16 protein-coding genes are annotated in these 23,277 nt (G+C 70.7%); 7 read left to right on the forward strand and 9 right to left on the reverse strand.

Annotation, left to right across the window (positions count from 1 at the left end; translation table 11 throughout):
* Window positions 1–233: 233 nt before the first annotated feature.
* Entirely contained in the window at window positions 234–1,400 is a 1,167-nt protein-coding gene (locus AWX74_RS13675) for a glycosyltransferase family 9 protein (RefSeq protein ID WP_091276162.1), read from the reverse strand.
* A 696-nt stretch (window positions 1,401–2,096) separates the two neighbouring features.
* Here AWX74_RS13675 and AWX74_RS13685 point away from each other — a divergent pair.
* The 3 genes from AWX74_RS13685 to AWX74_RS13700 all read left to right on the forward strand — a co-directional run bounded on the left by AWX74_RS13685 (window position 2,097) and on the right by AWX74_RS13700 (window position 4,245).
* Window positions 2,097–2,552, forward strand: coding sequence for an SRPBCC family protein (locus AWX74_RS13685; protein WP_226930905.1), 456 nt, complete (start codon window positions 2,097–2,099; stop codon window positions 2,550–2,552).
* A 609-nt stretch (window positions 2,553–3,161) separates the two neighbouring features.
* Entirely contained in the window at window positions 3,162–3,698 is a 537-nt protein-coding gene (locus tag AWX74_RS13695; RefSeq protein ID WP_165615612.1) for a hypothetical protein, read from the forward strand.
* Entirely contained in the window at window positions 3,637–4,245 is a 609-nt protein-coding gene (locus tag AWX74_RS13700; protein ID WP_091276174.1) for an AMP-binding enzyme, read from the forward strand. The genes AWX74_RS13695 and AWX74_RS13700 overlap by 62 nt, the downstream gene beginning before the upstream one ends.
* Window positions 4,246–4,290: 45 nt before the next feature.
* On the opposite strand, the gene AWX74_RS13705 is transcribed toward AWX74_RS13700, so the two are convergent.
* The 5 genes from AWX74_RS13705 to AWX74_RS13725 form a co-directional block, all read right to left on the reverse strand.
* Window positions 4,291–5,454: a thiolase family protein gene (locus AWX74_RS13705; protein ID WP_091276175.1), complete on the reverse strand. Its 1,164-nt coding sequence runs from the start codon at window positions 5,452–5,454 to the stop codon at window positions 4,291–4,293.
* Between the two features lie 66 nt (window positions 5,455–5,520).
* Window positions 5,521–6,222 (reverse strand): PadR family transcriptional regulator, encoded by a 702-nt coding sequence (locus AWX74_RS13710; RefSeq protein WP_242666217.1) that lies wholly within the window; start codon window positions 6,220–6,222, stop codon window positions 5,521–5,523.
* A gap of 183 nt (window positions 6,223–6,405) precedes the next feature.
* On the reverse strand, window positions 6,406–8,994 hold the full coding sequence (locus AWX74_RS13715; RefSeq protein WP_242666218.1) for a CaiB/BaiF CoA-transferase family protein: 2,589 nt from the start codon (window positions 8,992–8,994) through the stop codon (window positions 6,406–6,408).
* Between the two features lie 8 nt (window positions 8,995–9,002).
* Window positions 9,003–10,286: an amidohydrolase family protein gene (locus AWX74_RS13720; protein ID WP_091276190.1), complete on the reverse strand. Its 1,284-nt coding sequence runs from the start codon at window positions 10,284–10,286 to the stop codon at window positions 9,003–9,005.
* Window positions 10,268–10,870, reverse strand: coding sequence for a Zn-ribbon domain-containing OB-fold protein (locus AWX74_RS13725; RefSeq protein ID WP_091276193.1), 603 nt, complete (start codon window positions 10,868–10,870; stop codon window positions 10,268–10,270). Before AWX74_RS13725 ends, AWX74_RS13720 begins: the two co-directional genes overlap by 19 nt.
* Before the next feature lie 446 nt (window positions 10,871–11,316).
* Here AWX74_RS13725 and AWX74_RS13735 point away from each other — a divergent pair, with 446 nt between their 5' ends.
* Window positions 11,317–12,408, forward strand: coding sequence for a PP2C family protein-serine/threonine phosphatase (locus AWX74_RS13735; protein WP_091276196.1), 1,092 nt, complete (start codon window positions 11,317–11,319; stop codon window positions 12,406–12,408).
* Window positions 12,409–12,448: 40 nt separating this feature from the next.
* Here the strand turns inward: AWX74_RS13735 and AWX74_RS13740 are convergent, their stop codons facing one another.
* Window positions 12,449–13,660, reverse strand: coding sequence for a sensor domain-containing phosphodiesterase (locus AWX74_RS13740; protein WP_242666219.1), 1,212 nt, complete (start codon window positions 13,658–13,660; stop codon window positions 12,449–12,451).
* Between the two features lie 442 nt (window positions 13,661–14,102).
* On the opposite strand from AWX74_RS13740, the gene AWX74_RS13745 reads away from it, so the two are divergent.
* Entirely contained in the window at window positions 14,103–17,129 is a 3,027-nt protein-coding gene (locus AWX74_RS13745; protein ID WP_242666220.1) for an EAL domain-containing protein, read from the forward strand.
* Between the two features lie 142 nt (window positions 17,130–17,271).
* Here AWX74_RS13745 and AWX74_RS13755 read toward each other — a convergent pair whose 3' ends face one another.
* Window positions 17,272–18,153: an NAD(P)-dependent oxidoreductase gene (locus AWX74_RS13755; protein WP_091276203.1), complete on the reverse strand. Its 882-nt coding sequence runs from the start codon at window positions 18,151–18,153 to the stop codon at window positions 17,272–17,274.
* Between the two features lie 144 nt (window positions 18,154–18,297).
* Here AWX74_RS13755 and AWX74_RS13760 point away from each other — a divergent pair, with 144 nt between their 5' ends.
* Window positions 18,298–18,657 (forward strand): winged helix-turn-helix transcriptional regulator, encoded by a 360-nt coding sequence (locus tag AWX74_RS13760; RefSeq protein WP_091276846.1) that lies wholly within the window; start codon window positions 18,298–18,300, stop codon window positions 18,655–18,657.
* A gap of 142 nt (window positions 18,658–18,799) precedes the next feature.
* Here the strand turns inward: AWX74_RS13760 and AWX74_RS13765 are convergent, their stop codons facing one another.
* On the reverse strand, window positions 18,800–20,848 hold the full coding sequence (locus AWX74_RS13765; RefSeq protein WP_091276207.1) for a S8 family serine peptidase: 2,049 nt from the start codon (window positions 20,846–20,848) through the stop codon (window positions 18,800–18,802).
* A 277-nt stretch (window positions 20,849–21,125) separates the two neighbouring features.
* Here AWX74_RS13765 and AWX74_RS13770 point away from each other — a divergent pair, with 277 nt between their 5' ends.
* Window positions 21,126–22,826 (forward strand): DEAD/DEAH box helicase, encoded by a 1,701-nt coding sequence (locus tag AWX74_RS13770; protein ID WP_091276210.1) that lies wholly within the window; start codon window positions 21,126–21,128, stop codon window positions 22,824–22,826.
* The last annotated feature ends 451 nt before the right edge of the window (window positions 22,827–23,277 follow it).

Consider the following 23,277-nt stretch of genomic DNA (forward strand, 5'->3'; position numbering starts at 1 on the left):
TCCCTGGCTGGCCGATCACACCACCAGGAACCTCCCGGATTCGACCGGCTCTCCTCCGGTCTGTTCGCAGACCGCGGAGGCAAACCCGATCGGGGCCGGGGCGAACAGAGACCCACGCCGCGGAGCAACACCCGCCAGGGAGGCAGCGGGGCGCGTCATGTGCGGCACCGCACCACCGCCGGAACCGGACATCCTGCGTGGAGAGGCCGCACACAAGTTCGGTCGGCTCGACGTCACCCGGGTTGTTCGCGCCGTGCATCGCCGGGTCGGTCAGGAACGACGAACGGATGATCGGAGGCTTCCTCCCAGTCCCGGATGAGCAGGTTGCGGGCCTCGTCGAGTACCTCGTTCACCGGCACTTCGGCGACGAAGGAGGGGTCGTGGGAGCAGCGCCCCCGGGTCTGGCCGGCGCCGCAGTCCGGGCAGGTGGTCTGGAAGGATGTCGCGACACGATGCCGGGCCCGTACCAGCGGGGCGGCGTTCACCACGTTCCCGCACCAGAAGATCCCCACGGTCGGCGTGCCGACCGCCGCGGCGAGGTGCCGTGGCCCGGAGTCGTTCCCGATCATCAGGTCGACCTCGGAGAGGAGACCGACCAGACCAGGCAGTGAGAGCCGTCCGGTCAGGTCCGATGGCTGTGAGCGGGCATGGGCGAGCAGCCGCATGGCCAGGACGCTGTCTTCTCGACCACCGACGACCAGCACGCGCGCTCCCTCGCGGGCCAGTTCGTCGGCGACGGCGGCGAATCGATCCACCGGCCACCGCCGCCGCGGATCACCGGCTCCCGGGTGCAGGGCTACCAGCGGGCGAGCGCCGCGGAGATCGGCCAGCTCATCAGCCACTTCGCAGTGGTCGGAGGGAAGGACCGACAACGACGGCAGGAGGTCGACCGGGTCGGCACCGACAAGCCCGACTATCTCCAGAGCGCGCAGCGTCTCGTGTTGCAGATGGCGAAAGGGGAGAGACCGGTCCAGCCGGGGTGCCCCGATGTCACGCCCGCCCACCGTGATTCTCGCGCCCAGGCTGTCCAGCAGTGGCGTCGAATAGGCCCCGCCTCCGTGCAGCTGCACCGCGAGGTCGTAGCAGGCGGCCCGGTGCCGCTGAACGAAGGCCTTGCGCTGCCCGTCGCCGGTGTGCGGGTGGGCCGTCGCACGGCTGGTCACGCCCGGCCAGGCCGGGACGACATCGGCCTCGTCCCAGGGGCCCGGGCGGTCCCGAAGCAGTTGTGTGTGCCACGGCAGTCCGAGATACACGAGGCGCGCCGTCGGGTACGCCGCACGCAGCGCCTCCAGCGCGGGCAGGGCGAGGACGAAGTCCCCGAGCCCACTGGCCCGCAGCACGACGATCCCGTGCACGTCCTCGACGCGGGAGGGGGCCCGACCGACATCAGGATTCGACACGGCTACCCGGCAGGGATCGACACGATGCTGTCAGAGCTACCCAGGTGCCCGCGTGCCAGACGGTGACCAGGTCCGCTGCGGCGGTGATCTCGGCAGCGGAGCTCGCGGCGCCAGAACTCTCGGTGACCGGGCAAATGTTCACCCGCTGGGCCAGGCGCTCGATCAGGTCGTGTTCGTCCAAGGACAGGGTCATGTTCAACGCCGGTCACGGCCCTGCCGCCGTCAGCGGCAGTGGCAGGACGAACGTCATCTCACCGCTGAGGGCTGGTGCCGCTCGCAGGCGAGGCTCTCCAGCCTTGAGTCCCCGGACAGATGCCGTCACGCCGTGTCAATGCCCGTCCACGGAGCTTCGACACGCCATGGGGAGCTGGGCATCGACCGGCACACCGACATGGAGGAGCCTGCCCGGGGCCTGGGAGGCGGTCAGGCGTTGCCGCACCGTGGCCTGAACGGGGACGTCTGGCGCAGAGCCGGTCGCCGGCACCAGATCTGGGCCTCTCATGTGAGCGCGGCGGCACGGTGGTCGTGCTGCGCTTCGATCGCCCACCGATCGAAGTCGAGCGCCGGGGACGACCTCTCGGTGGTCACCGTCGACGGCGCCTGGCCCGATCAACTGATCGCGCGAATGAAGCCGTGTTGTCGCCCCCCGGGCGGGAAGGCCTAGGAAGACCACATGAACGGCCCTGAGGAGAGATGATGGCCACAGTAGCGGAATCGATCGACGTCGCGGTACCGGTCCGCACCGCCTACAACCAGTGGACCCAGTTCGAGTCCTTCCCGCATTTCATGAACGGCGTGGAATCCATAGACCAGGTCGACGCCACGCACACCCGCTGGCACATCAAGGTGGGCGGGCAGGAGCGCGAGTTCGACGCGACGATTACCGAGCAGCTGCCGGACGAGCGGGTCGCCTGGAAGAGTACGGACGGCCCCACCCACGCCGGCGTGGTGACCTTCCACCGGCTGGGCGCCGACGAGACCCGGGTGACCGTCCAGCTGGACTGGCAGCCCGAGGGCGTGGCCGAGAAGATCGGTTCCGCCGTCGGCGCGGACGACCGGCGAGTGAAGGCCGACCTCAAGCGGTTCAAGGCGTTCATCGAGGAGCGCGGAACGGAATCCGGTGCCTGGCGTGGTCAGGTCAGTCAGCCCTGACGTCACGGCCGCTCGCCGACGACTGCCGTGCGTGCCACGAGACGGCGGCGGCTCATCGTCACACGGCGGTGATCCGTCCACTCGGACGAACAGTGGAAGTCAAGATTCGCAGTGGCCAGGACCAGGGTTGTGCGCGCTGCCGACAGAACTTCTGTGTCTGGTCGAGTGGATCAGGCCTCGATGTGCCACTGGTGGTGATCTTTTGACTGGCATCGTGCTGCTGGCGGCATCCGTAAGTGACCTTCCGGCGATATCGGAGGTCGACGCGATGTTGGAGGAGCTTCGCCGGATGCCTCGGACTGTGCAGACCACCGCACTCACGGATGATCTCCTGGAATTTCGTTTACTGCTCGCGGAGACGTCGACGGGCCAGAGTTGTTAGCTGGAGGCAATAGTCGGCGGCTGACGGCCATGTCGTCCGATCAGGAGGAGCGACCGAAGATGCGGGCTCCGGCGCGGGATCGTGCGCTGACACGCCAGACCGGTCCCATCTTTGACTCTGCTGTGCTACGCGGCGCCCTGAAAGGCCGCGGTGGCCGCGAGGTCCGGTTCGACGCGGACCAGGACGACTCGGCGGAGTGTGGAGCCAGCCGGAGGGGAGACGTCAGGATGGGCAACGCCGAATGCGCCCTGGCGTTGGCGGGAGGCTACGTCCTGGGTCGGACCAAGAAGGCGAAGACGGCCATCGGGGTGGGCCTGTGGCTCTCCGGCCGCAGCTACCACGCCAAGGACATCCTCCGTGACCAGGCCGTACGGCTGATGCGCTCGACGGCGGGCGAGCAACTGATCAACCAGATCAGAGGCCCGGCCCTGGACGCCGGCCGGCGCGCGGCGGCGGGAGCGTACGAGGCGCAGCTTGATCGGCTCTCGGGTGCGCTGGCGGAACGCACGGCGCGCCTGACGGAGACTGCCCGTGAATCCGCCGAACGTGAAGCCGCGTCGGGCGCGCCTGACCGGAGCCATGATGGCGATCGGAAAAGCGACGTCGGAGACGACGGCACCGTCGATCAGCAGGACAGCGACGAGGCCGGGAGGGGCTTCCCCGAGCGTCGGGTCCGGGGCAGGTCCCCAGGACCACGCCGGGATGTCCGCCGCGAGCCGCAGGGACGAGCGGCGCAGGCATCTGCCCGTGGAGGCAGCCGGTGACCGGTGGCACGGACGAGGCGGACGACTGGCGCAGCCTGAGCCGAAGGACATCCGCCGTTGCCCGATCGTCATGCTGGGCTACCACAACAACCCCGAGGCGACCCGGCAGACCATCGACCCGGCCGGCTGGCTGCATACCGGTGACGTCGCCACCCACGACGGGCTGGGTCACTTCTTCGTGGTCGACCGACTCAAGGACATGATCGTAACCGGCGGCTACAACATCTACCCCGCTGAGATCGAACGCGTGCTGATCGGTCATCCGGCGGTTGCGCTGGTCGCCGTCGGCCGAGAGCCCGATCCGGTCAAGGGCGAGGTCGCACACGCGTACGTGGTGCCCGCCGCCCGTGCCAGAACGGACACCATGGCCGGCATGGGGGCCGAGGCCGACGCCGAGGAGCTGCTGGCCTACTGCCGCACGCGGCTGGCGGCCTACAAGGTGCCCCGAGCCGTCCACTTCGTCGATGCCCTTCCGACGACCTCCAGCGGCAAGCTGATGCGCCGCAAGCTCCGGCAGGGCCAGTCGAGCGGCGCGCCGGACGCCTGAGAGCACACAGGAGCTCCGGCACACCGCCCAGTGGCGGCTGTGGTTCTAGGAGACGCCGCGGCCCAGGAGCGCGACGGCGGTGAACAGGGCGCCGGCACCGCCGCCGGTGCACAGGGCCACCTGTGCGTCGGGCACCTGCAGCGGGCCGCAGGTGCCGCGCAGCTGCTCGACGCCGCGGACGACGCGCTGCAGCATCTGCGGAGCGGCCCCGGCGTGGCTGAACGACAGGGTACCGCCGTCGGTGGTCACCGGGTGGCTGCCGTCGATCGCGATGCGGCCGTCCTCGACGAACGGGCCGCCCTCTCCCGGGCCACAGAAACCGAACGCCTCCAGCTGGCGGATGATCTCGAACGAGAAGGGGTCGTACAGCTCCAGGACGTCGATGTCGTCGCGGTGTAGTCCGCTGGTGTGCAGTGCCCGCTCGAAGGCTCGTCCGCCGACCTCGCCGTTGACCAGGGTGCCGGAACGGCCGCTGTGGTCCCAGGCGGGGGGGAAGCGGTAGCTGGGCCCGAAATGGTCCGCGCCACCGCCGAGAACCTGGATGGACGGCCGGGGCAGGTCGGCCGCGCGCTCGGCGGTGGTGAGCAGCAGGGCGCAGCCGCCCTCGGCCGTCATCGAGCAGTCGAGCAGGTGGAACGGGTCGGCGACCATGCGGGAGGCGAGTACATCGGCGGCGGTGAACGGGCCGCGCCCGACATACACGGCGGCCGGGTTCGCATGCCCGTTGTTGCGGATCGTCGCCGCGACGGTGGCGAGCTGCTCGGACGTCGTCCCGTAGGTGATCATGTGTCGGCGGGCGACAAGCGCGAACTCGGCGGCGGTGAACAGGCCCCAGGGGACCACGAACTCGTTCTCGGGGCGGGTCCACGGTGCGGTCGCGGCCCGGTCCGTGTAGGTGCCGGCGTCGGCAGCGGCTATCAGCACCGTGTCGACCTGCCCGGTTTCGATCGCGGCAGCCGCCTCGAGCACCATCGAGACCCCGAACTGACTGCCCTGCCAACAGGGACCGAGCCCGAGATCGTAGATCAGGCCGGCGCTCTCGCCACCGGCGGACAGGCCGTCCACCGCGGCGAGCGGCACGCCCGCGTCCGCCAGGACGCCCGCGACGGCGTCGAGCAGCAGGGTGCGGGACGTCTCGCCCGGCAGCCGGCGGGCCTGGACGGTGTTGTAGACGCCGGCAATCACTGCCGGCTTCCGCTTGCGGGTCATGTCGCTCCCGTCATGGTGGACGTGGCCGGGCAGGCGCGACGGACCCGTCGCCAGCAGCGGAGCCGGTCAGCCCCTGGTGCCTGTGTGCTCGTCGGAGCGGCTGGCGCCGTCCCGGTCCCCATCGTCGTCATCGTCGTCGTCGTATTCGTGCAGCGGTGGTGGGCCGGCCGTCGGCGGGCGCGGTTCGGTCGGGCGGCAGGTGATCTCGTCCCGGAGCTGGGTGAGGTTCGCGATCTCGGCGTACAGCCGGCGCAGGACGTAGTCGCCGACGGCGCGGGAGTGGCGCAGGCGTGGCACGTTGTCCAGGCCCATCTCGCGGGCCCGGCGCCGGCCCCACTGCAGGTCGTCGATCGCCGCGTGGGTCCGTTCCAGGTGCTGGTCGAGCAGGCGGACGATGCGGTCCGGGTCGCCCTGGGCGCCGAGCCACACCCGCAGCAGGACCGGATCCTTGAGCACCACCGGTTCGTCGTCGGGCAGGTCGTCCAGCCAGTTTCGGAGCACCGTCCGGCCGGCGTCGGTGATCTCGTGGACCAACGTGCGCCGGACCCGCGGTGCCGGTACCTCCGTGGCGGTGACCAGGCCGAGCTCGGCGAGCCGGGTCAACTCCTTGCGGATGTGGCTGACGGCCGGCGCCCAGTAGAAGAAGCGCAGGCTGAACTCGGCTCTGGTCTTCAGCTCGACCGCGGACATCGGCAGGTCGGCGACGGCGAGCAGACCGAGCACGGCGTAGCTGGTGGGCGGCAGTCCGGCCGCGTCCCGTCGGGCCACCGCCGCATCCCTCCTCGCCACGCGGTCCGTCCCCATCCGCTGGGCGCCGCGATCTTCCCCTGGCGCGTCTGGCATCTCCCCGCGCGCCTCCGCCACCCTAAGGGAACGCCCCGCCCGCCGAGCCGGGCTCCCCGCCAGGCGAGCGAGGCGCCCCACCGGTCGGCCAGGCTGAGACGGCCATTGTCAGACGCCCGCGGGGCGGTCGGCGACAAGGCCGCTTTCCCGCAGCACGTTGATCTCGGAGGCGGACAGGCCGAGCAGGTCGCCGTAGACCTCGTCGTCGTGCTGCCCGAAGGTCGGCGCGGGACGGCGCAGCAGCGGCCCGGGATGGCTGGCGAGGCGGAAGGCGACGCCGGGCATGGGGTGCTCGCCGACGACCGGGTGACGCAGCCGTTCGAAGAAGCCGCGGTCCGCGTGCAGGGAGCTGTCGAGCAGGTCGGCCGGCGGGACGACGGGGGCGGCCGGCACGCCCGCCGCGACCAGTTCGGCCGCCGCCGTGTCGCGGTCACGGGCAGCCGTCCAGGTCGTGATCGCCGCGTCGATCCGGTCGTGGGCGCTGGCCTGGCGACGTCCGTGGCTGGTAACCAGTTCCGGATCCCGGGCCAGGTCGGGACGCCCGATCAGCGTGCAGAGGCCGATCCAGGCCGGGTCGTCGAGGATGGCGAGCGCGACCCAGCCGTCGGGGCCGGCGCACCGGTAGACGCCCTGGGGTGCGGCGAGCGGGCCGCGGTTGCCGGCACGCATGAGTTCGGCGCCGTTCGCCGTGTACTCGATGGTGAGTTCCGCGGCGACGTTGAGGACCGCCTCAACCATGGTGGCCTCGACGAGCGTGCCTCCGGCACCACGACCGGTGCCGGTGCCGGAACTGGAGCCCGAGCCGGTGCCGGTGCCGGAGCGGTCCCGCGCGGCGAGTGCGACCAGCGTCGCGAAGGCCGCGTGCAGGCCGGCGATCGGGTCGCAGGCGCCGCGTGGGATCAGCGGCGGGCCGTCGGCGGTGCCGGTCAGCCAGGCCATCCCGCTTGCCTGTTCCATCGTCTGCGCGAAGCCGGTGCGGTCGCGCCACGGCCCGTCCAGGCCGAACGCGGGCATCCGGGTCAGGATCGCGGCCGGGTTCGCGGCGTGCACCACGTCCCAGTCCAGGCCCAGGTTCGACAGGACCCGCGGCGAGAAGTTCTCGATGACGACGTCGCTGGCCGCGATCAGCCGGCGGGCCAGGTCGATGCCCTCGGGCCGGGTGAGTTCAAGGCTGATGCCACGCTTGTTGGGGTTGGTGGCCAGGAACATCACGCCCCATTCCCACCACCGCGGCTCCGAGGGCGGCTTGCCGCCGGAGAAGCGCATCCCGTCCGGGCGGGACACCCCCTCGACCTTGATCACATCGGCGCCGAGCGAGCCCAGCAGCAACGTCGCGGACGGCCCCGCCCAGAAGGCGGTCAGGTCCAGCACCCGCAGCCCGGACAGCGGCAGAGGACGTCCACCGCCCGGCACCGCGGCAGGGGTGGTTGTCGGGGCCGCGGCGACGGGCGGCCTGCGAGCCGGCCAGGCGACGGAGTCGGTGTGCTCGCCGAGGGTGGGGGCCGGCTCGGGCGGCCGGCCGCGGAAGTCGCCGATCCGGTAGGGCGTCCGCGGCTGCTGGAAGCCACCGCGCGGGTTCGGGCCGAACACGCCCCGCGCGGTGAACTGGTCGATCGTGGTGACCGTGCGCGGTGAGCCGATCGGGGCGACCGGGATGCGCAGCGCGGCGGCGCGCTCGATGATCTCCTCGGAGGTGTGCGTGGACGTCCAGGCGTGCACGGCGGCGAGGAACTCCTCGCGGCGTGCGTAGCGGCTGCCGAGGTTCGCCAGGTCGTCGTCGGCGAGCAGGTCGGGCCGGTCGATGAGCAGGAGGAAGTCCTGGAACTGTTGCGCGGTGATCGTGCAGAACCCGACGAGCCCGTCCTTCGTCGGCTCGATCGACGGCAGTTCCGGGATGCGGCTGGCCGCGGCGGCGGCTCCCGCGGCCGCGGGCGGCCGGCCCATGACGGTGCGGCCGACGACGCTGAGCCCGCCGAGGATGACCGTCATGCAGTCCAGCATCGAGACGTCGACGAGGTCGCCGGCGCCGTCGCGGTGGGCGCCGTGCAGCGCGGCGAGCGCGGCGACCGCGGCATAGGTGCCGGATGCCCACTCGCCGATCCGCCCGCCGGCCTGCAGCGGCGGGCCTTCCGGGGAGCCGCGGCCGGCCGTCGATCCGCTCAGCGCCTGCAGCAGGAACTCGGTCATCGGACGAGTCGCGTCGGCGCTGTTCGCGGTCAGCCCGAACGGCGTGATCGCGACGACCACCGCCTGCGAGTAGGCCGCGTGCAGCCGCCGGGCCAGCTCCGGAATTCCGGTGCCGGTGCCGGTGCCGGAGCCGGTGCCGGTGTCGAGGCCAGGCTCGGTGCCGGCAGGTGGTACGCCGTGGTGGAGGCCGTCGCCGAGGACGATGAGGTCCGCCTGCGCCGCCAGCTCGGTGATCCGTGGGCTCTCGGCGTCGGTGACGACGACTGAACGCTTCGAGGTGTTCAGGAAGCGGAACAGCGCGCTGTCGCCGCCGTCGGCCCCTTGGGTGCCCGACGCGGACCAGGCACGCAGCGGGTCCCCGGCGGGGCGCTCGATCTTGACGACGTCGGCGCCCGCGTCCGCGAACATCTTGCCGAGGTAGGGGCCGGCGATGCCGGTGGCGAGTTCCAGCACCCGGATACCGTGGAGCGGATGGCCCGCCCCGGGCGTTTCCTTCTGAGGATGGGACACGCGCGCGGTCACGCCTTTGCCCGGGGGGCGGTCATCCGCGCCCACGCGTCGCGGTCGCGCTGGTCGGCGAGTCGCCCGACATGGGTGACGACGTCGACGTCGGCGGCCTCGGCGCGCAGGGCGCCGGCGGTGCACCGCTCCCGCGGCCGGTGCCGGAACGGGTCGAACTGGTAGTGCCGCATCGCGTTCTCATGCGTGATCTTGTTGATGGTGTCGTCGGGCAGTTCGCCGAGGTTCTCCAGGACGTCCTCGGGGCCGAACGGCCAGCTCGAGTCGGAGTGCGGGAAGTCGGACTCCCAGCACACGTTGTCGAGCGCGAACCAGTCGAGCAGCCGGGCGCCGACCCGGTCGCTGATGAAGCAGGTCAGAATGTGGCGGCGGAAGACGTCCGACGGGCCGTCCATGCCGGCCGGGAAGGTCGGCCGGGCCCACCCGGAATGCCGGCGGCGGACGTGCTCGGACCGCCACAGGAAGTACGGAATCCAGCCGATGTCACCCTCGGTGAGGGAGAACCGCAGGTCGGGGAAGTCGGCCCAGAACTCCGCCCAGACCAGTTCCAGCAGGGAGTAGGCCGACATCATCGACGAGGCGGCGATGTTCACGCTCGGCGGGGCGTCGGAGGAGAACAGCGGCGCCCGGGACGACGAGCCCACATGCAGGCACAGCACGGTGCCGACATCGCTGGCCGCACGGAACAACGGGTACCAGTAGTCGGTGTGGATGCTCGGCATCGACAGCGCCTCGGGGTTCTCCGAGAAGGTGACCGCGTGGCACCCCTTGGCCGCGAGGCGGTGGATCTCCTTCGCCGCCTCCTCGACGTCGTACAGCGGCAGAATCCCGCAGGGAATGAAACGCTCCGGGTACGCACCGCACCATTCGTCGACGTGCCAGTCGTTGTAGGCCTTGATCATGATCAGGTTGACGTCCCGGTCCGGCCCCTGGTTGAGCACCTGGCCGGAGAACCCCGTCCAGTTCGGGAAGTTGAGCCCGGCGAGCTGCCCACCGGCGCTCATGTCACGGACCCGTTCGTGCACGTCGTAGCAGCCGGGGCGCATCTCGTCGTACCGGCTCGCGTCGATGTTGAACATCTCCGGCGGCTTGCCGGCCACCGCGTTCAGCCCGAGGTTCCGGCCGCGGAGGCCGCCGTAGTACCACTGCTGCGCACCGCTTTCCTCCTCGACGACGCGCGGCGTGAACTCCCGGTACTTCGCCGGGACGTGTGCGTCGAACATGGAGGCGGGCTCTGCGATGTGGTCGTCCACACTGATGAGAATCAGATCGTCGGCACGCATGGCGGCTCCTGTTCCGATGGTGGTAATGGTGCGGTGGAGGGGCTGAAATACGGCAGGCTCGTGCCCGGCTCGATCTCGTGGAAGACGGCCCGCAGCCGCATCCCGGCCTCGATCGCCGGGACGCCCAGGCCGACCAGGCAGGTCATCATCTGGTAGCCCTCGTCCACGGTGACGATCGCCGGGGCGTAGGGAGTGCGAAACGCCCGGCTCACCGGTCGGTGCACGACCGTCCAGCTGTAGAGGGTCGCGCCACCGGCCGAACGCTCCCAGCGCAGCGCCCGGGACAGGCAGGCCCGACAGGCCACCGCCGGCGGGAAGCCGGCGTACCCACAGTCGGCGCACCGCTGGAACAGCAGCTCGCCGCGGGCGCAGCCGGCCCAGAACGGCTCGGTCAGCGGCGTACGCGGGGCGAACGGGATGCCCGCCTTGGCGGGAAGCAGCTCGAAATCTCGATCACCGATGGGACTAATAGTCCCACTCCAGGCCCGGTGCGTTGCGGATACGTGCTCTCCATCGAGGGCCTGCCCATCCCGCGACGACGGGTCGGAACCCGGCTCCGCAGGGCCCGCCGACGACCCCTTCATCTGCTGTCAGCTCCCGTCCTGGCTGGCCCGGGCTGGGGAATCCACCGGGATGGCGACGCCGGGCGCGTCGACGGGGCTGGCTCGCCCGGCGCACCCTGCCCCGCCAGTAGACGATAAACTAATAGTCTCGTCAACCAGTGAGGAGTGAGGACGGCGCCGCAGTCAGCGGTGGGCGTTGTCCCCGCGCACGCAGGGGTCCTTCCGGCACCGTCGGATGCCGAGCGCGGCGACGTTGCCGAGGCCGAGGGGGAAGGTGAATCCCACGAGGGTTCCTACGATCATGGTCACCATGTGGGCGGTGCCGTTCGGACCCGCCGGGTCTACGGAACGTGCGTTCGATCCAGCGGGCGAGGTTGCCGCCTCAGCGAGGCTGCTGCGGTGAGCGGTGAAGGCGCTCATCGGCGGGGGTGCGCTCGCATCCTTCCGATAGGGGTACCAGGTCTGGTGTGACCCTCGGGCGAATCCGTTCACGGGCAGCGGCGCTGCTCCCGCTTGTCATCATCGTGGCGGTCTGTGTGATCGACGTGGCTGGCGGTCCCGGTTTCGTCGTCATCGCGCTCGTCGTCATAGCTCCCCTGCTGGCGGCGAGCATCGTCGGTCCGCGGTTGACCGGTATCTATGCCATGGCGGCGTTTGCCGGGGCGGGTGCGGTATCGATCTGGGACCAGATCGTGGGACCGCCATCGGAAGAGAACCAGACCGCGATGGTGGTCCGGCTTGTCGGTGTCGCCCTCGGTGGCGGGATCGCCGTGGCCGCGAGTGTGGTCCGCCAGGCTCGGGAGCGCCGGATGACCGCGCTCGTCCAGGTGGCCGAGGCCGCGCGGCGTGCCATCCTGAACCCGGTGCCGGCGGTCGTCGACGGCCTGCGGTTCACAGCGATGTATCGCAGCGCGGCGGTGGAAGCCGCTGTCGGCGGAGACCTCTATGAGGTGCTGGACACCTGGTGGGGGGTGCGGCTGCTGGTCGGGGACGTGCGGGGCAAGGGCCTTGACGCGGTCCGGCTCGCCAACCGGGTCCTGGGCTGTTTCCGGGCCCTGGCCGGGCGGCTTGAGGACCCCGCGGAGCTGGTCGCGGCACTCGACAGCGAGGTCGCCAGGCTTGGCCGCGGGAACGGCGAGGACTTCGTCACCGCGGTCGTCGCCCAGGTCGACCATGCCGGGCGGATGCTCCTGCTCAACGCCGGCCATCCCGACCCACTGCTGGTCCGGGCGGGGAGGGTGACGGCGCTCGGCGTCCCGAACCGGCAGCCACCACTCGGGCTCGGTGTCGCACCCAGGGCAGCCCCCTTCCTCCTTTTCCAGTCCGACCAGGTGCTCTTCTACACCGATGGCCTGGTCGAGGCCCGCAACCCTCGCACACGGGAGTTCTTCCCGGTCATCCCAGCCGTGCAGAACGCCTTCACCGACGCCCGGCTGCCCGAGGGAACCGCTCGGCTGGTCGACGCACTCATCGAGTGGACGGACGGTTCGCTCAGCGACGACATCGCGCTCGTCGCCATGGAACGCCTGGTCGCGAGGGTGAGAGCGAGCACCAGCTGACGGCCAAAGGGTCCGCCTCGTTGGTATTCCAGTCGAGGCGTCAGTGAGGTGGTGGCCGGTGCATGGCGGTGCTGGGGCGCGGGGTGGTCGGGGCGCAGGCGGTGCGGAGGTTCGGGGTGGGGGTTGCGAGGAGGAATCCCTGCCCGTAGTCGAGGGAGGCGTCGCGGGCCGCGGCGAGTTCGGCTGTGGTCTCGATGCCTTCTGCGACGACGCGGGATCCAATTGCCTGCGCGATGGTGGTGACGCCCGCGGCGACGGCCTGGTGGGCGGGATCCGTGGGCATCCCTCGGACGATGAAGCGGTCGATTTTGATCACGTCGGGGCGCAGGCGCAGCACGAGTTGAAGCCCGGCGAAGCAGGTTCCCATGTCGTCGACGACGATGCGGATGTCGTGGTCGCGCAGGGTCCTGATCGAGGCAAGCAGATCATGGTCGTCGGCGAGGTACTCGTTCTCGGTGATCTCGACGGCGAGTCGTTCCGGTGCCCCGGACTCGAGCAGGACGCCGACCAGTCCGTTGAGAAGGGTCGAGGGGGAGGCGTTCACCGCGAGGCGGACACCGCCCGGCAGCTCCGGTAGGGCGGTCAGTGCTCTGCGGATCGCGGCGAGTTCCAGTTCCGGGCCGAGGCCGACGTCCGCGGCGTCGGTGAACAGGGGTCCGGGGCCGGGGGAGTTCTCGAGCCGGGTCAGCGCTTCGAGCGCGACGGGCCGCCCGGTCCTCAGGTCCACGATGGGCTGGTAGGCGATGGTGAAATCGCCTTCGTCGATCATGTTCTGGATTCGGCTCCAGGTACGACTGCGGGCCTCCCACATCTCGCGCAGGTCGCTGACGTATCCCGTCAGGAACTCCGCCAGCAGCCACAGCAGGCGGCCGTCCCGCTCGCCGAGTGACGGCCGGGGGTGTCGGTTCAGGCAGCCGAGCAGGCCGTAGAGCCGGCCGGATGCGTCGAGGACCGGCATCGCTGCGTAGGCACCGACACCCAGCTCGCGGACCGAGGCCGACGACTCGGTGCGGGGGTCGCGGCGGGTGTCCGGGATCAGCGGAGGAAACGACGCGTTCCGGACCTGCCCGAACAGCACCTCCTCGTACCGCACACTGCAGCCGGGTGACAGGCCGAAGGGGCGCGGGTTCCCGCTCATCGTCTGCAGGACCAGCAACTGCCCGTCGAACCGGCCGAGCCAGGCCAGGTCCATGCCGGTTCGTCGCTGCAGCAGGCCGAGTAGATCGACGACGGCCGCGCTCGGCTCGGGCACCTCACTCTGCGGCCCCAGACAGACATGCCGACGTGACACCAACTCCCCTCCCGGCAAGGTAACTACCCGCCCTCATGTGCCCACACGCGGCAATCCCGGGAACGGCGCCGTCAGTGGCGCGGGAGCCTGGTGTCTCCGGAACTCGGCCAGAGCAGGCGTACGGACATACCGCACCATCATGCTGACAGCCACGCCGGGGCATCAGCGCAGCTCACGGGCCCGGGCCCGACTTCTGGCACCTCACACGCTCCAACGGCTCGTCGGCGGGTACCGCAGAGGCATGGCCTGGCTGTGGACGAGCGCGCGCCTGGGCGCGGGGGGCCGCCTCCGTGCCCGTATCCATGGCGATCTGCCGCCGGAGGTCCAGCGGCCTGGCCAGGGCGTCCCGAAGGGCGGGGGTGGGCAGCGTCGTTCCAGGGCCGTCGGCGACCGCGGGTTCTTCATGGCGCCGCCCCTCCTTGGCTCCGTCTTTCTCCTGCTTCTGGTGTTTGTTCCCGGCTCGCCGGGCCACCTGGACCTGTCTGTCGCGGTGGGGGCTGGGCTCGGGGTGGCGACCGTCGCGGCGATGTCCGTCGTCGCGACGGCGCACCTGCGTCCGCTGGCCCTGGTCGCCTCCTCGGTGACCGTAGCGGCGGTGACGGCCGCGTTGGCCGCGGCCGAGTCCGCCGAGCTTGCGCTGACGCTGCTGTTCTGGTTCCCGTGGGTCGGCAGCCAGGTGGGTCTCGTGTGGTCCCGGATCGCTGCCGTCGGGGTGCACGCGGCCGTCGTGGTGGCTGTCGCGCTCGGCGCGTTCAGCCTGCATGGGTGGTTCACGGAGTTCCCCCTCGCGGCTGCGGGCTGTGGCATGGGGGTCCTGGCGGCCGCGTTCCTGACCCACATGTCCCTCTACTGGGCAGGGGACCGTTCTCTCGTTGATCGCCTGACAGCTTTGGCGAGCCGCGCGGGACTGATGCGGACTGGTGATCCGCTTGTTGCCGGCATCGTCGCGACCGGGCGCCAGGCCGTGCTGATGGTCGTCGACGTCGACCATTTCAAGGAGATCAACACCGCTTTGGGTTACGAGGCGGGCGACGAGGTGCTGAGGAGGTTCGCCGACTGCCTCTGCCCGGTGAGGCCAGCCCCGAGGCTCATCGCCCGCCTCGGCGGCGACACGTTCGCCCTGCTGATACCTGGAGCGGCCGTGGCGGGCGACGGGGAAAGTCCACCGAGGACGGCGGATCTCGCGCTCGCCGACTTCGGTCGCGCAATCCTGCGGCAGGTCGACGGACGCCTGCGGATCAACGGGGTGGATGTTGAGGTGGAGGCTACGGCGGGTCTCGCCGGGGCGCCGTCCTGCGGGAACCGGATCATCGACCTGCTCCGGTGCGCCGATGCGGCACTCGCCGATGCCAGGCGCTGCGGCGAGCGGGTCGGGGTGTGGACGACCGGGATGGCCGCGGTGAAGCCGTGGGAACTCGAACTGCACGCGCAGCTACGGTCCGCGATCGAACGGGACGAGTTGGAGCTGCACTACCAGCCGATGCGGGATGCGACGACCGGACGGACCGTCGGCGTCGAGGCGCTGATGCGCTGGCGGCATCCCACCCGTGGGCTGCTGCCACCCGGGTCGTTCCTGCCGATGGCCGAACGTTCCTCCCTGATTGTCGAGCTGACCTGGTGGGAGCTGGATGAGGCGCTGCGCCAGTGCGCGCGCTGGCGAGCGGAGGGGATACCGGTGGCCGTCTCGGCGAACCTGTCGCCCCGGTTGCTGGTGGTTGACGAGCTCCCGCAGGTCGTCGCCGAACGGCTGGCGGCCTACGCCCTTCCCCCCGATATCCTCACCCTCGAGATCACCGAGAACGCGCTCGTCTCCCAGCCGGCCCGGGCCGCCGCGATGCTCAGCGAGCTGCGGGTCTCCGGCGTGAAGCTGTCGATGGACGACTTCGGGACCGGCTACAACTCGATGGAGATCCTCAAGGCTCTGACCTTCGACGAGATCAAGATCGACAGGTCTTTCGTCGCAGACGCCCAAGGCAGCCTGCCGGACGTCGCGATCGTGCGGTCCGTCGTCGACCTGGGCCACCGACTCGGGGTGCGCGTTGTCGGTGAGGGCATCGAGGACGAGCCCAGCGAACGGATCCTGACCGAGCTTGGGTGCGACCTCCTCCAGGGATTCGCGTTCTCGCCCCCGCTGCCGGCGCAGGACCTCACACCGCTGCTCACCGATACGACGCGGCGCGACACCCACCACCGCGCCGTGTCCGCCGCCTCGGTGGCGGCGCCACCCGGGCCGCCGGGCCATCCGATCACCGGGCAGCCGGCGGGAAAGGACACCGAGCACGCCCGGCAGGCCGCGGCGACGAAGGACGACAACGGGAGGCCGGCGGATGACGACAACGGGCGGCCGGCGGATGCTGTGGTCACCCAGCAGGGCAAGGACCGCTGGACCCGAGGTGGGCTCATCGCGCCCGTGCCTGCCGGCGAGAACGACCGCTTGGCCGCGCTGCGCAGCCACCGACTCCTGGACACCCCCGCGGAGCCCGAGTTCGACCTGATCACCGCCTTGGCCGCCGAGCTCACCGACTGCTCCTACGCCCATATCGCGTTCGTGGACACCGATCGGGAGTGGTTCAAATCCTGGCACGGCCTGAAGATCACCGGTTTCACCGGCCGGGTGGGCGTCGCATCCCACGCGGTCTGGTCCGGCGAGTACCTGGAGGTCGTCGACGCGACGCGGGACATGCGCTTCGCGCACGCGGTCCGCGCTGATCCGAACGTCCCACTGCGTTTCTTCGCCGGGATGCCGCTGCGAACACCCGAAGGACACGCCCTCGGTGCCCTGTGTGTCTCCGACCGGATGCCCCGCCAGCTCGCACCCGGGCAGCGCCGCTCCCTGCACCACCTCGCGGCCCAGACGATGCTCCTGTGCGACGCCCGCAGGGAACGGCTGATGAACACCGATGTCGCCGACGCGCTCGAACGACTCGACCAGTTCTGGCACCCCGACGACCTCCCTTCCGCGGCACGTCTGACGGCCGATGTCGTCCGCTCCCTCGCCGGCGCGGACGCCGTCGCGGTGATGCTGGCGAAAATGCCGTACGCAACGGTGTTCGATGCGGCCGGCACGTCGGTGTCCCCGGGCACCGAGCCGCTGACCCGGGTGGGGGCCCGGGCCGGTCCCGACGACGAGGCCGCGCTGAGCGCGTTGTCCCAGTTGCGGGCCCCGATCTTCATCGCTGACCCCTCCGACACACCGCTCATCCCGTCCGATCGGGCGCGCCAACTGGAAATCGGCTCCGCGCTGGTTGTGCCCATGCCGGACGAAGGCGGTCTGCTCGGCTTCGTCGCGGTGCGGTGGACCCGCCCGCTGGCACGCGTGGACCCGGTCGTCCTCCGCGCGGTGACTCTGTTCACCGCGTCGGCCCGTTTCACCCTCCACCACCTACGGTCGACCGCTCGACGCACGTCCGAACACGGCAGGGACGGATAAGCACCACAACCACCGCGTCACGCGAAGTCCACCAGTCCTACGGGGGACAACATCGGCGTCTACCTCCCCGTCTTCGCCACCGCCGACATCGGCGGCATGACCATCTGTGCGATTGTCTTCCTGGTTCCGCTGGCCGTATGGATCACCGCCGGCCGTTACGGGACGTCCTGAGCTCTTCGAAGATGCGGGCTGTGCCCTGTCTGCCGTACCCGGCGGTGATCTGCCGGCGCACGATGTCGTGGACGGGCCGCAGCACGTCGGCGTTGACCCCTGTTTCGACGCTGGCCGTCACCAGCGCGGCCAGTGCGGCTTCGGTGAACTCGAGGCTCTGCTGGCCCGCCCCGGCGTAGTCCTCGGCGTCCACCGTGGCGGCGAGAGCGGGGAGCTGACCGGTCATGGCGGCGAGGAAAGGTGTCTGCCGTCGGGCGAACTCGGTTGCCGACACACCTTCCGCACCGACCATCGCCGCGCCCTGCAGGAAGCCGGCGAACATCGTGTACATGCCGACGAGCATCGCCATGTCGTTGAGCGAGGCCATACCGGGATCGGTCCCGAAGTAGTCGCTGTGCCCCCACAGGCCGAGCAGCTCCCGGTTTTCTTCGAAGGCGGCCTGGCTGCCGCTGTAGAGGATCGCCGCGCCCGGCTGGCCGATCATCCTGGGCACAGCCATGATCGCGCCGTCCAGGTAGGTGATGCCATGCTCCACCGCCCAGACCGCGAGCTCGCGGGCCTGGTTCGGTGTTGTCGTCGTCAGATTGATCAGGACTCGTCCGCTCAGGCTGGCGGCGACCGGATCGATCACGGCGTGCACCGACTGATGGTCGAGCAGGCAGACGATGATCGGCCCTCCGCCGGTGATCGCCTCGTTGACGGTCCTGGCGACGGTGGCGCCATGCTCGCCGAGTGCCCGTGCTCTGTCCGGTGTGCGGTTCCACACCACGGATGGTCGGCCGGCGGCGAGGGCGGCGGCGGCGAGCGCGCTGCCCATCGCGCCCAGGCCCAGGAAGGTCATGGGGGTCGTCATGGAATGTCCCTTGCCTCGCATGGTGGTCTGGCTGGCGTGTCGTCCCGAGCTTCCCCGCTGACCTTTCTCACCGGCAAGTACCTACTATTCTGTCCAATACTTACCTGGAAGTAAGTGTCCAGCTGGGGTGAGGTGGAGGAACTGATGGTGACGAACGCGAGGCGCGGTCCATACGTCTGCGGCATCGACGCCGGTATGGACGTGGTGTCGGGGAAGTGGAAGTCCCTGATCCTCTGGGAACTGAACAACCACGGAACCCGGCGGTTCGGAGAGCTGCGGCGCGGCCTTCCCGGCGTCAGCGAGAAAATGCTTATTCAGCACCTGCGCGAGATGGAGGAGGACGGCCTGGTCCATCGCGAGGTGTATCGCGAGGTCCCACCCCGGGTCGAGTACTCCCTCACCGAGCATGGGGTGTCCCTCAACGAAGCCCTCCGCCCGCTGGGCGAGTGGGGAAAGCGACGTAGCGAGCGCCTCGTCGCCCAGGCGGAGCTCACGTCCGCCTGACCAGCCGGGTCTCGCCGTGCCCGAATCGGTGCCATCATGCTGCACCGTCGCCGGTATCAGTGGAGCGGGCGGGGGCTCGGAGGGTCTCCATTTCCTGGCAGCTCTCCCGTCGGGACCCGCCAGGCCGACGAGGTGTCCCGGTTCAGGAGGCTCGCCAGGCGTAGGCGTACGGCTGGGCGTCCGTGGTGATCCGGAACGCGGTGACGGCGACCTCGACGCCACCGGCGGGGACGTCCGGCCAGACCACCTGCTCGACGTTGTTGACCCGGTCGAACTCGGTGGAGGTCCCCATGTTGCCGTGCCGCTCATGGCCGTCCGCACTCCGGACGATCAGATCGAGATCGTTCTGCAACGCCTCACCCGGCGGGTCGGTCCACACCAATGTGATCTTCAGGGTGGATCCGGCGGGAACGTCGAGCCGTGCGGAGTTCGTCTCGCCCTGCCGGAGCGGTCCGCCCTCGACGGCGCCACCGGTGGCGGCCGACTCGGGCTGGACGGATGCCATCGAACCGGCGAAGTCGACCCGGCCGAATCCGGCGTTGTTGTTCGGCGATGGCCCCACCTCGGTCGGGGTGTACTGGCCGGCCAGCTCGGTGGCGCCGTTGAGCAGGACTGCCTTGAGCAGCGCCGCGCTCGGCCTGGGGAAGCCGTTGTCGACGAGAGCCTCGCGCAGCGTGGCCACCGTCCCGGCGACCAGCGGGGTGGCCATGCTCGTTCCCGAGAGGAAGAAGTACCGGTCGTCGGCCGAGGTCCCGAAATCGGTCGGTGGGTTGACGACGGCGCGTGACCGTGTCGACAGGATGCAGGTGCCGGGGGCGACCACATCGGGCCTGATGCGCCGCTCGCGGGTCGGACCGCGGCTGCTGAACGCCGCCATGCCCGCCGGACGGTTGGCCTGCCGGTCGGTGGTGATCGGCGCGGCCGGGAACTGCGTCGGCCAGTACGCCCCGTAGGTCGGTCGGAACTCGGGCCGGTCGCTCTCGCTCGCGCCGACGACGATCGCGTTCTTGGCCGCGGACTCGGAGCCGATCGAACTGCGGTCCACCGTGCCGTCGGCGTTCCTGTCGGTCCCGTCGTTACCGGCGGCGAAGCAGATCGCGAGGTCCGGTCGGTTCCAGACGGTGTCGTCGATCTCGAACGCGCTCGAGTCGTAGGGGAGGCCGGGCACGACCGCTCCCCAGGAGTTGGTGTGGACCCGGGCGCCGTCGTCCTCGTAGGGCGGCTCGAACAGGTCGTGCAGGTCATCGGGGATGCCGCCGAGTCCGCCTTGGGCGTCGAGCAACGACTGCAGCACCAGGGTGGCCTTGGGCGCGGTGCCGCGGACCCGGCCGGAGCCGTTCGGGGCAGGGCCGGTGGCGCCCGCGAACGGACCGTCGCCGAGCACCGACCCGGCGACGTGGGTGCCGTGCCCGTCGGGGTCGTCCGCGCGGCGACGGCCGAGCGGGTGCAGTGCCTTGACCCGGCCGCTGAATGCCGGATGGACGTCGCTGGTCGTCCCGAGGTCGAACCCGGTGTCCGCCACGGCGATCACCTGGTCGGCCCCCTGGTAACGGCCGGGACGAGGGCCGGCGTCGGTGCGCAGGATGGTGCGGGCGACCTCGTTGCGCAGCTGTCGGGCCGGAACCGGCTCGAGGTGGTGGATCTCGTCGAGGTCGGCGAGGTCCGGCAGCCGCCCCTCCTCGACGGTGAGGCGTACCTTGTGCCGGCCCGGACGGACCTCTGACAGGTCGAGCCGAGCGGCCGCGCCGATGCGCTCAAGCACCTGGTCGGCACGCGGGTCGACGTCCTCGTGCAGGACGACGTCCACCTCGCGGGGCTTGCGGGACGGTGAGCGGCGGTCACCGCTCGGCACCACGCTCGCCGTCACCGCCGTGCCGGTGGGACGCAACGTCGCCGGGAGCTTGAAGTCGGGCAGGTACCTGCCCGCCCACGCCACATACGGTTCGGCGAGCACCGGTCCCAGGTCGTCGGGCTCGTACCGGCACTTGTAGGTGTTCTCCGGCACGTACTGTTGGATCTTCACGCCGAGGTCGGTGAGCCGCGCCCGTTCCTGCTCCGCCACCGGCCGGCGGGTCTGCACCAGGACGTACTTGGTGTCCGCGACGTCCTCGGGATCAGGGATGACCGATCGCAGCCCGGCTGCCTCGGTGACCGGGTCCAGGGTTATCCCGTTGATCGTTATGCGTGCCATACTCGAACCCCTTGCCGGGAGTAGTTATCTCGTCACCTTCCTTAGCGGGCTACCCCTGGCGCTCAACCGGACACGTGGTGCTTCAGCCATCACATCACGTGACGTGGTGGCCAGAGCTGAAACGGCTGCGCTCGACAGCCACCTCGGCCCGCTGCGTGCCCGGCTTCCGCGTACTGCAACAGCGCCATGTGCCTTACCGGCCGGGTGGTGCGCGGGGGCGGCCCCGGCCACCTGGGTGCCGGTTTCACCGGGCTGCCGCGCGACCGTATTCTCAGGTGTGACCGAGTCCGAAGACCAGCAGACGTTCCAAGATCTCGGGCTTGGCACCGCAGTGCTGCGAGCCCTCACCGAACTCGGCTACGAGGTGCCGTCGCCGATTCAGGTCGGCACGATCCCCGCCCTGCTCGCGGGCCGTGACGTCGTCGGCCTCGCCCAGACCGGGACCGGCAAGACCGCCGCGTTCGCTCTCCCGATCCTGTCCCGGATCGACGTGCGCAGCACCTCCACCCAGGCGCTTGTGCTCGCCCCGACCCGGGAACTGGTCCTGCAGGTCGCCGAGGCGTTCGGCCGGTATTCCCACCACCTCACCGGCCTGCATGTGCTGCCCGTCTACGGAGGGCAGGCGTACGCTCCCCAGCTGGCCGGGATCCGCCGCGGCGCGCAGGTCATCGTCGGCACTCCCGGGCGGGTTATCGACCACCTGGAACGCGGGACGCTCAATCTGGGCGGCCTGCGCACGCTGGTCCTCGATGAGGCCGACGAGATGCTCCGGATGGGCTTCCAGGAGGAGGTCGACCGGATCCTCGCCGACACCCCCGACGCCAAACAGGTCGCGCTGTTCTCCGCGACGATGCCCGCGCCGATCCGCCGCATCTCCCGGCAGTACCTGCGCGACCCGGTTGAGATCACGGTAAGGGCGCGGACCGTCACGGCCGCGAACACCCGGCAGCGGTTCCTGACCGTCGCCGGGCCGCGCAAGATGGACGCGCTCACCCGGGTCCTCGAAGTCGAGCCGTTCGAAGCGATGATCATTTTCGTGCGGACGAAGTCGGCAACCGAGGACGTCGCCGAGCGGCTGCGCAGCCGCGGGTTCGCCACCGAGGCGATCAACGGCGACCTCAGCCAGCCGCAGCGAGAGAAGCTCATCGCCCAGCTCCGCGACGGCACTCTCGACCTGCTCGTCGCCACGGACGTCGCCGCCCGCGGCCTCGACGTCGAACGGATCACCCACGTCGTCAACTACGACATTCCCACCGACCCGGAGTCGTACGTCCACCGCATCGGCCGTACCGGCCGCGCCGGCCGCAGCGGTGAGGCGCTGCTGCTCGTCACCCCCAGGGAAAAGGGCCTGCTCGCCGCGATCGAGAAGGCGACCCGCCAGCCGCTCGCCGAGATGGAACTGCCCACCGCGGAGAATGTGAACGCCCAGCGGGTCGCGAAGTTCCACGACGCGATCACCGCCGCGCTCGACGCGCCAGCCCACGCCGTGTTCAGGGACCTGGTCCTTGGCTACACCCACGAGCACGACGTTCCGCTCGCCGACATCGCCGCGGCGCTGGCCGTGATGACCCGCCATGATCAGGGAGAGTTCCTCCTCCCGCCGGACACCGCCCCGCCTGCCCGCGAGAGGCCCGCCCGCGGCGCGAGCGGGCCGCGGAGGGTCTATGCCACCTACCGGATCGGGGTCGGGCATCGCCAGCGGGTCACCCCGGGCCAGATCGTCGGGGCGCTCGCCAACGAGGGCGGCCTGGACCGGGCGGACTTCGGGCGGATCGACATCCGGGTCGACTACAGCCTCGTCGAACTTCCCAGCGACCTGACCAAGGAAACCCGGCAGGCGTTGAGCCGTACCCGCATCGCCGGCCAGCCCCTCAACCTGCGCGCCGAACGGCCGAACCGGGAATCCGGCGCGCGCCTCGGCGTCAGCCGCCGAGGAAAACCCGCCCCCTCCGCCCGCAGGCCGCGCCGCCCCGTCTGACGTCACGTTGTGGACGCCGTAGGCGCCGTCAGAACATCAGGGCGTTCCGCATGATCGGACGGTCGGGCCGCGGCGCGCCACCCCGACGCGACCGGGCTTGGCGGCCACCGACACGACACGGCGACGCGGGTTCCGGAAGCGTGACCGCCCGCGCCGACCGCGGCCGTTTCCACGCGGCGCAGTGCGTGCACCCCTGATGGGGTGCTCCACGGGGGTGAGCGGCTGGGCATGAGAAGCCGAGGCGGCACTTCGGGTGGGCGTCTCGGCCCGCTGCCGCTGGTCGAGCACAGTGGCGTGTGCGGTCCGTATCGCCTACACCCGCTCCCGCCACCGCTGCGGCTGCCGCCCGATCAGTGCTGGCCGCGACCCGGTCGGCGGCGAGCATGGTGCTCGGCGAGCGGGGTGCTCGGCGAGCGGGGTGCTCGGCGAGCGGGGTGCTCGGCGAGCGGGG

Origin of the sequence: Parafrankia irregularis, assembly GCF_001536285.1 — a bacterium.
Classification (GTDB): Bacteria; Actinomycetota; Actinomycetes; order Frankiales; family Frankiaceae; genus Parafrankia; species Parafrankia irregularis.

Bases quoted from the DNA above. Each gene is read 5' to 3' on its own strand.
- AWX74_RS13745 (WP_242666220.1), top strand. From the start codon at position 14,103: ATGGCGCCGCCCCTCCTTGGCTCCGTCTTTCTCCTGCTTCTGGTGTTT.
- AWX74_RS13720 (WP_091276190.1), bottom strand. From the start codon at position 10,286: ATGCGTGCCGACGATCTGATTCTCATCAGTGTGGACGACCACATCGCA.
- AWX74_RS13705 (WP_091276175.1), bottom strand. From the start codon at position 5,454: ATGACCCGCAAGCGGAAGCCGGCAGTGATTGCCGGCGTCTACAACACC.
- AWX74_RS13755 (WP_091276203.1), bottom strand. From the start codon at position 18,153: ATGACGACCCCCATGACCTTCCTGGGCCTGGGCGCGATGGGCAGCGCG.
- AWX74_RS13700 (WP_091276174.1), top strand. From the start codon at position 3,637: ATGTCCGCCGCGAGCCGCAGGGACGAGCGGCGCAGGCATCTGCCCGTG.
- AWX74_RS13765 (WP_091276207.1), bottom strand. From the start codon at position 20,848: ATGGCACGCATAACGATCAACGGGATAACCCTGGACCCGGTCACCGAG.
- AWX74_RS13760 (WP_091276846.1), top strand. From the start codon at position 18,298: ATGGTGACGAACGCGAGGCGCGGTCCATACGTCTGCGGCATCGACGCC.
- AWX74_RS13695 (WP_165615612.1), top strand. From the start codon at position 3,162: ATGGGCAACGCCGAATGCGCCCTGGCGTTGGCGGGAGGCTACGTCCTG.
- AWX74_RS13685 (WP_226930905.1), top strand. From the start codon at position 2,097: ATGGCCACAGTAGCGGAATCGATCGACGTCGCGGTACCGGTCCGCACC.
- AWX74_RS13725 (WP_091276193.1), bottom strand. From the start codon at position 10,870: ATGAAGGGGTCGTCGGCGGGCCCTGCGGAGCCGGGTTCCGACCCGTCG.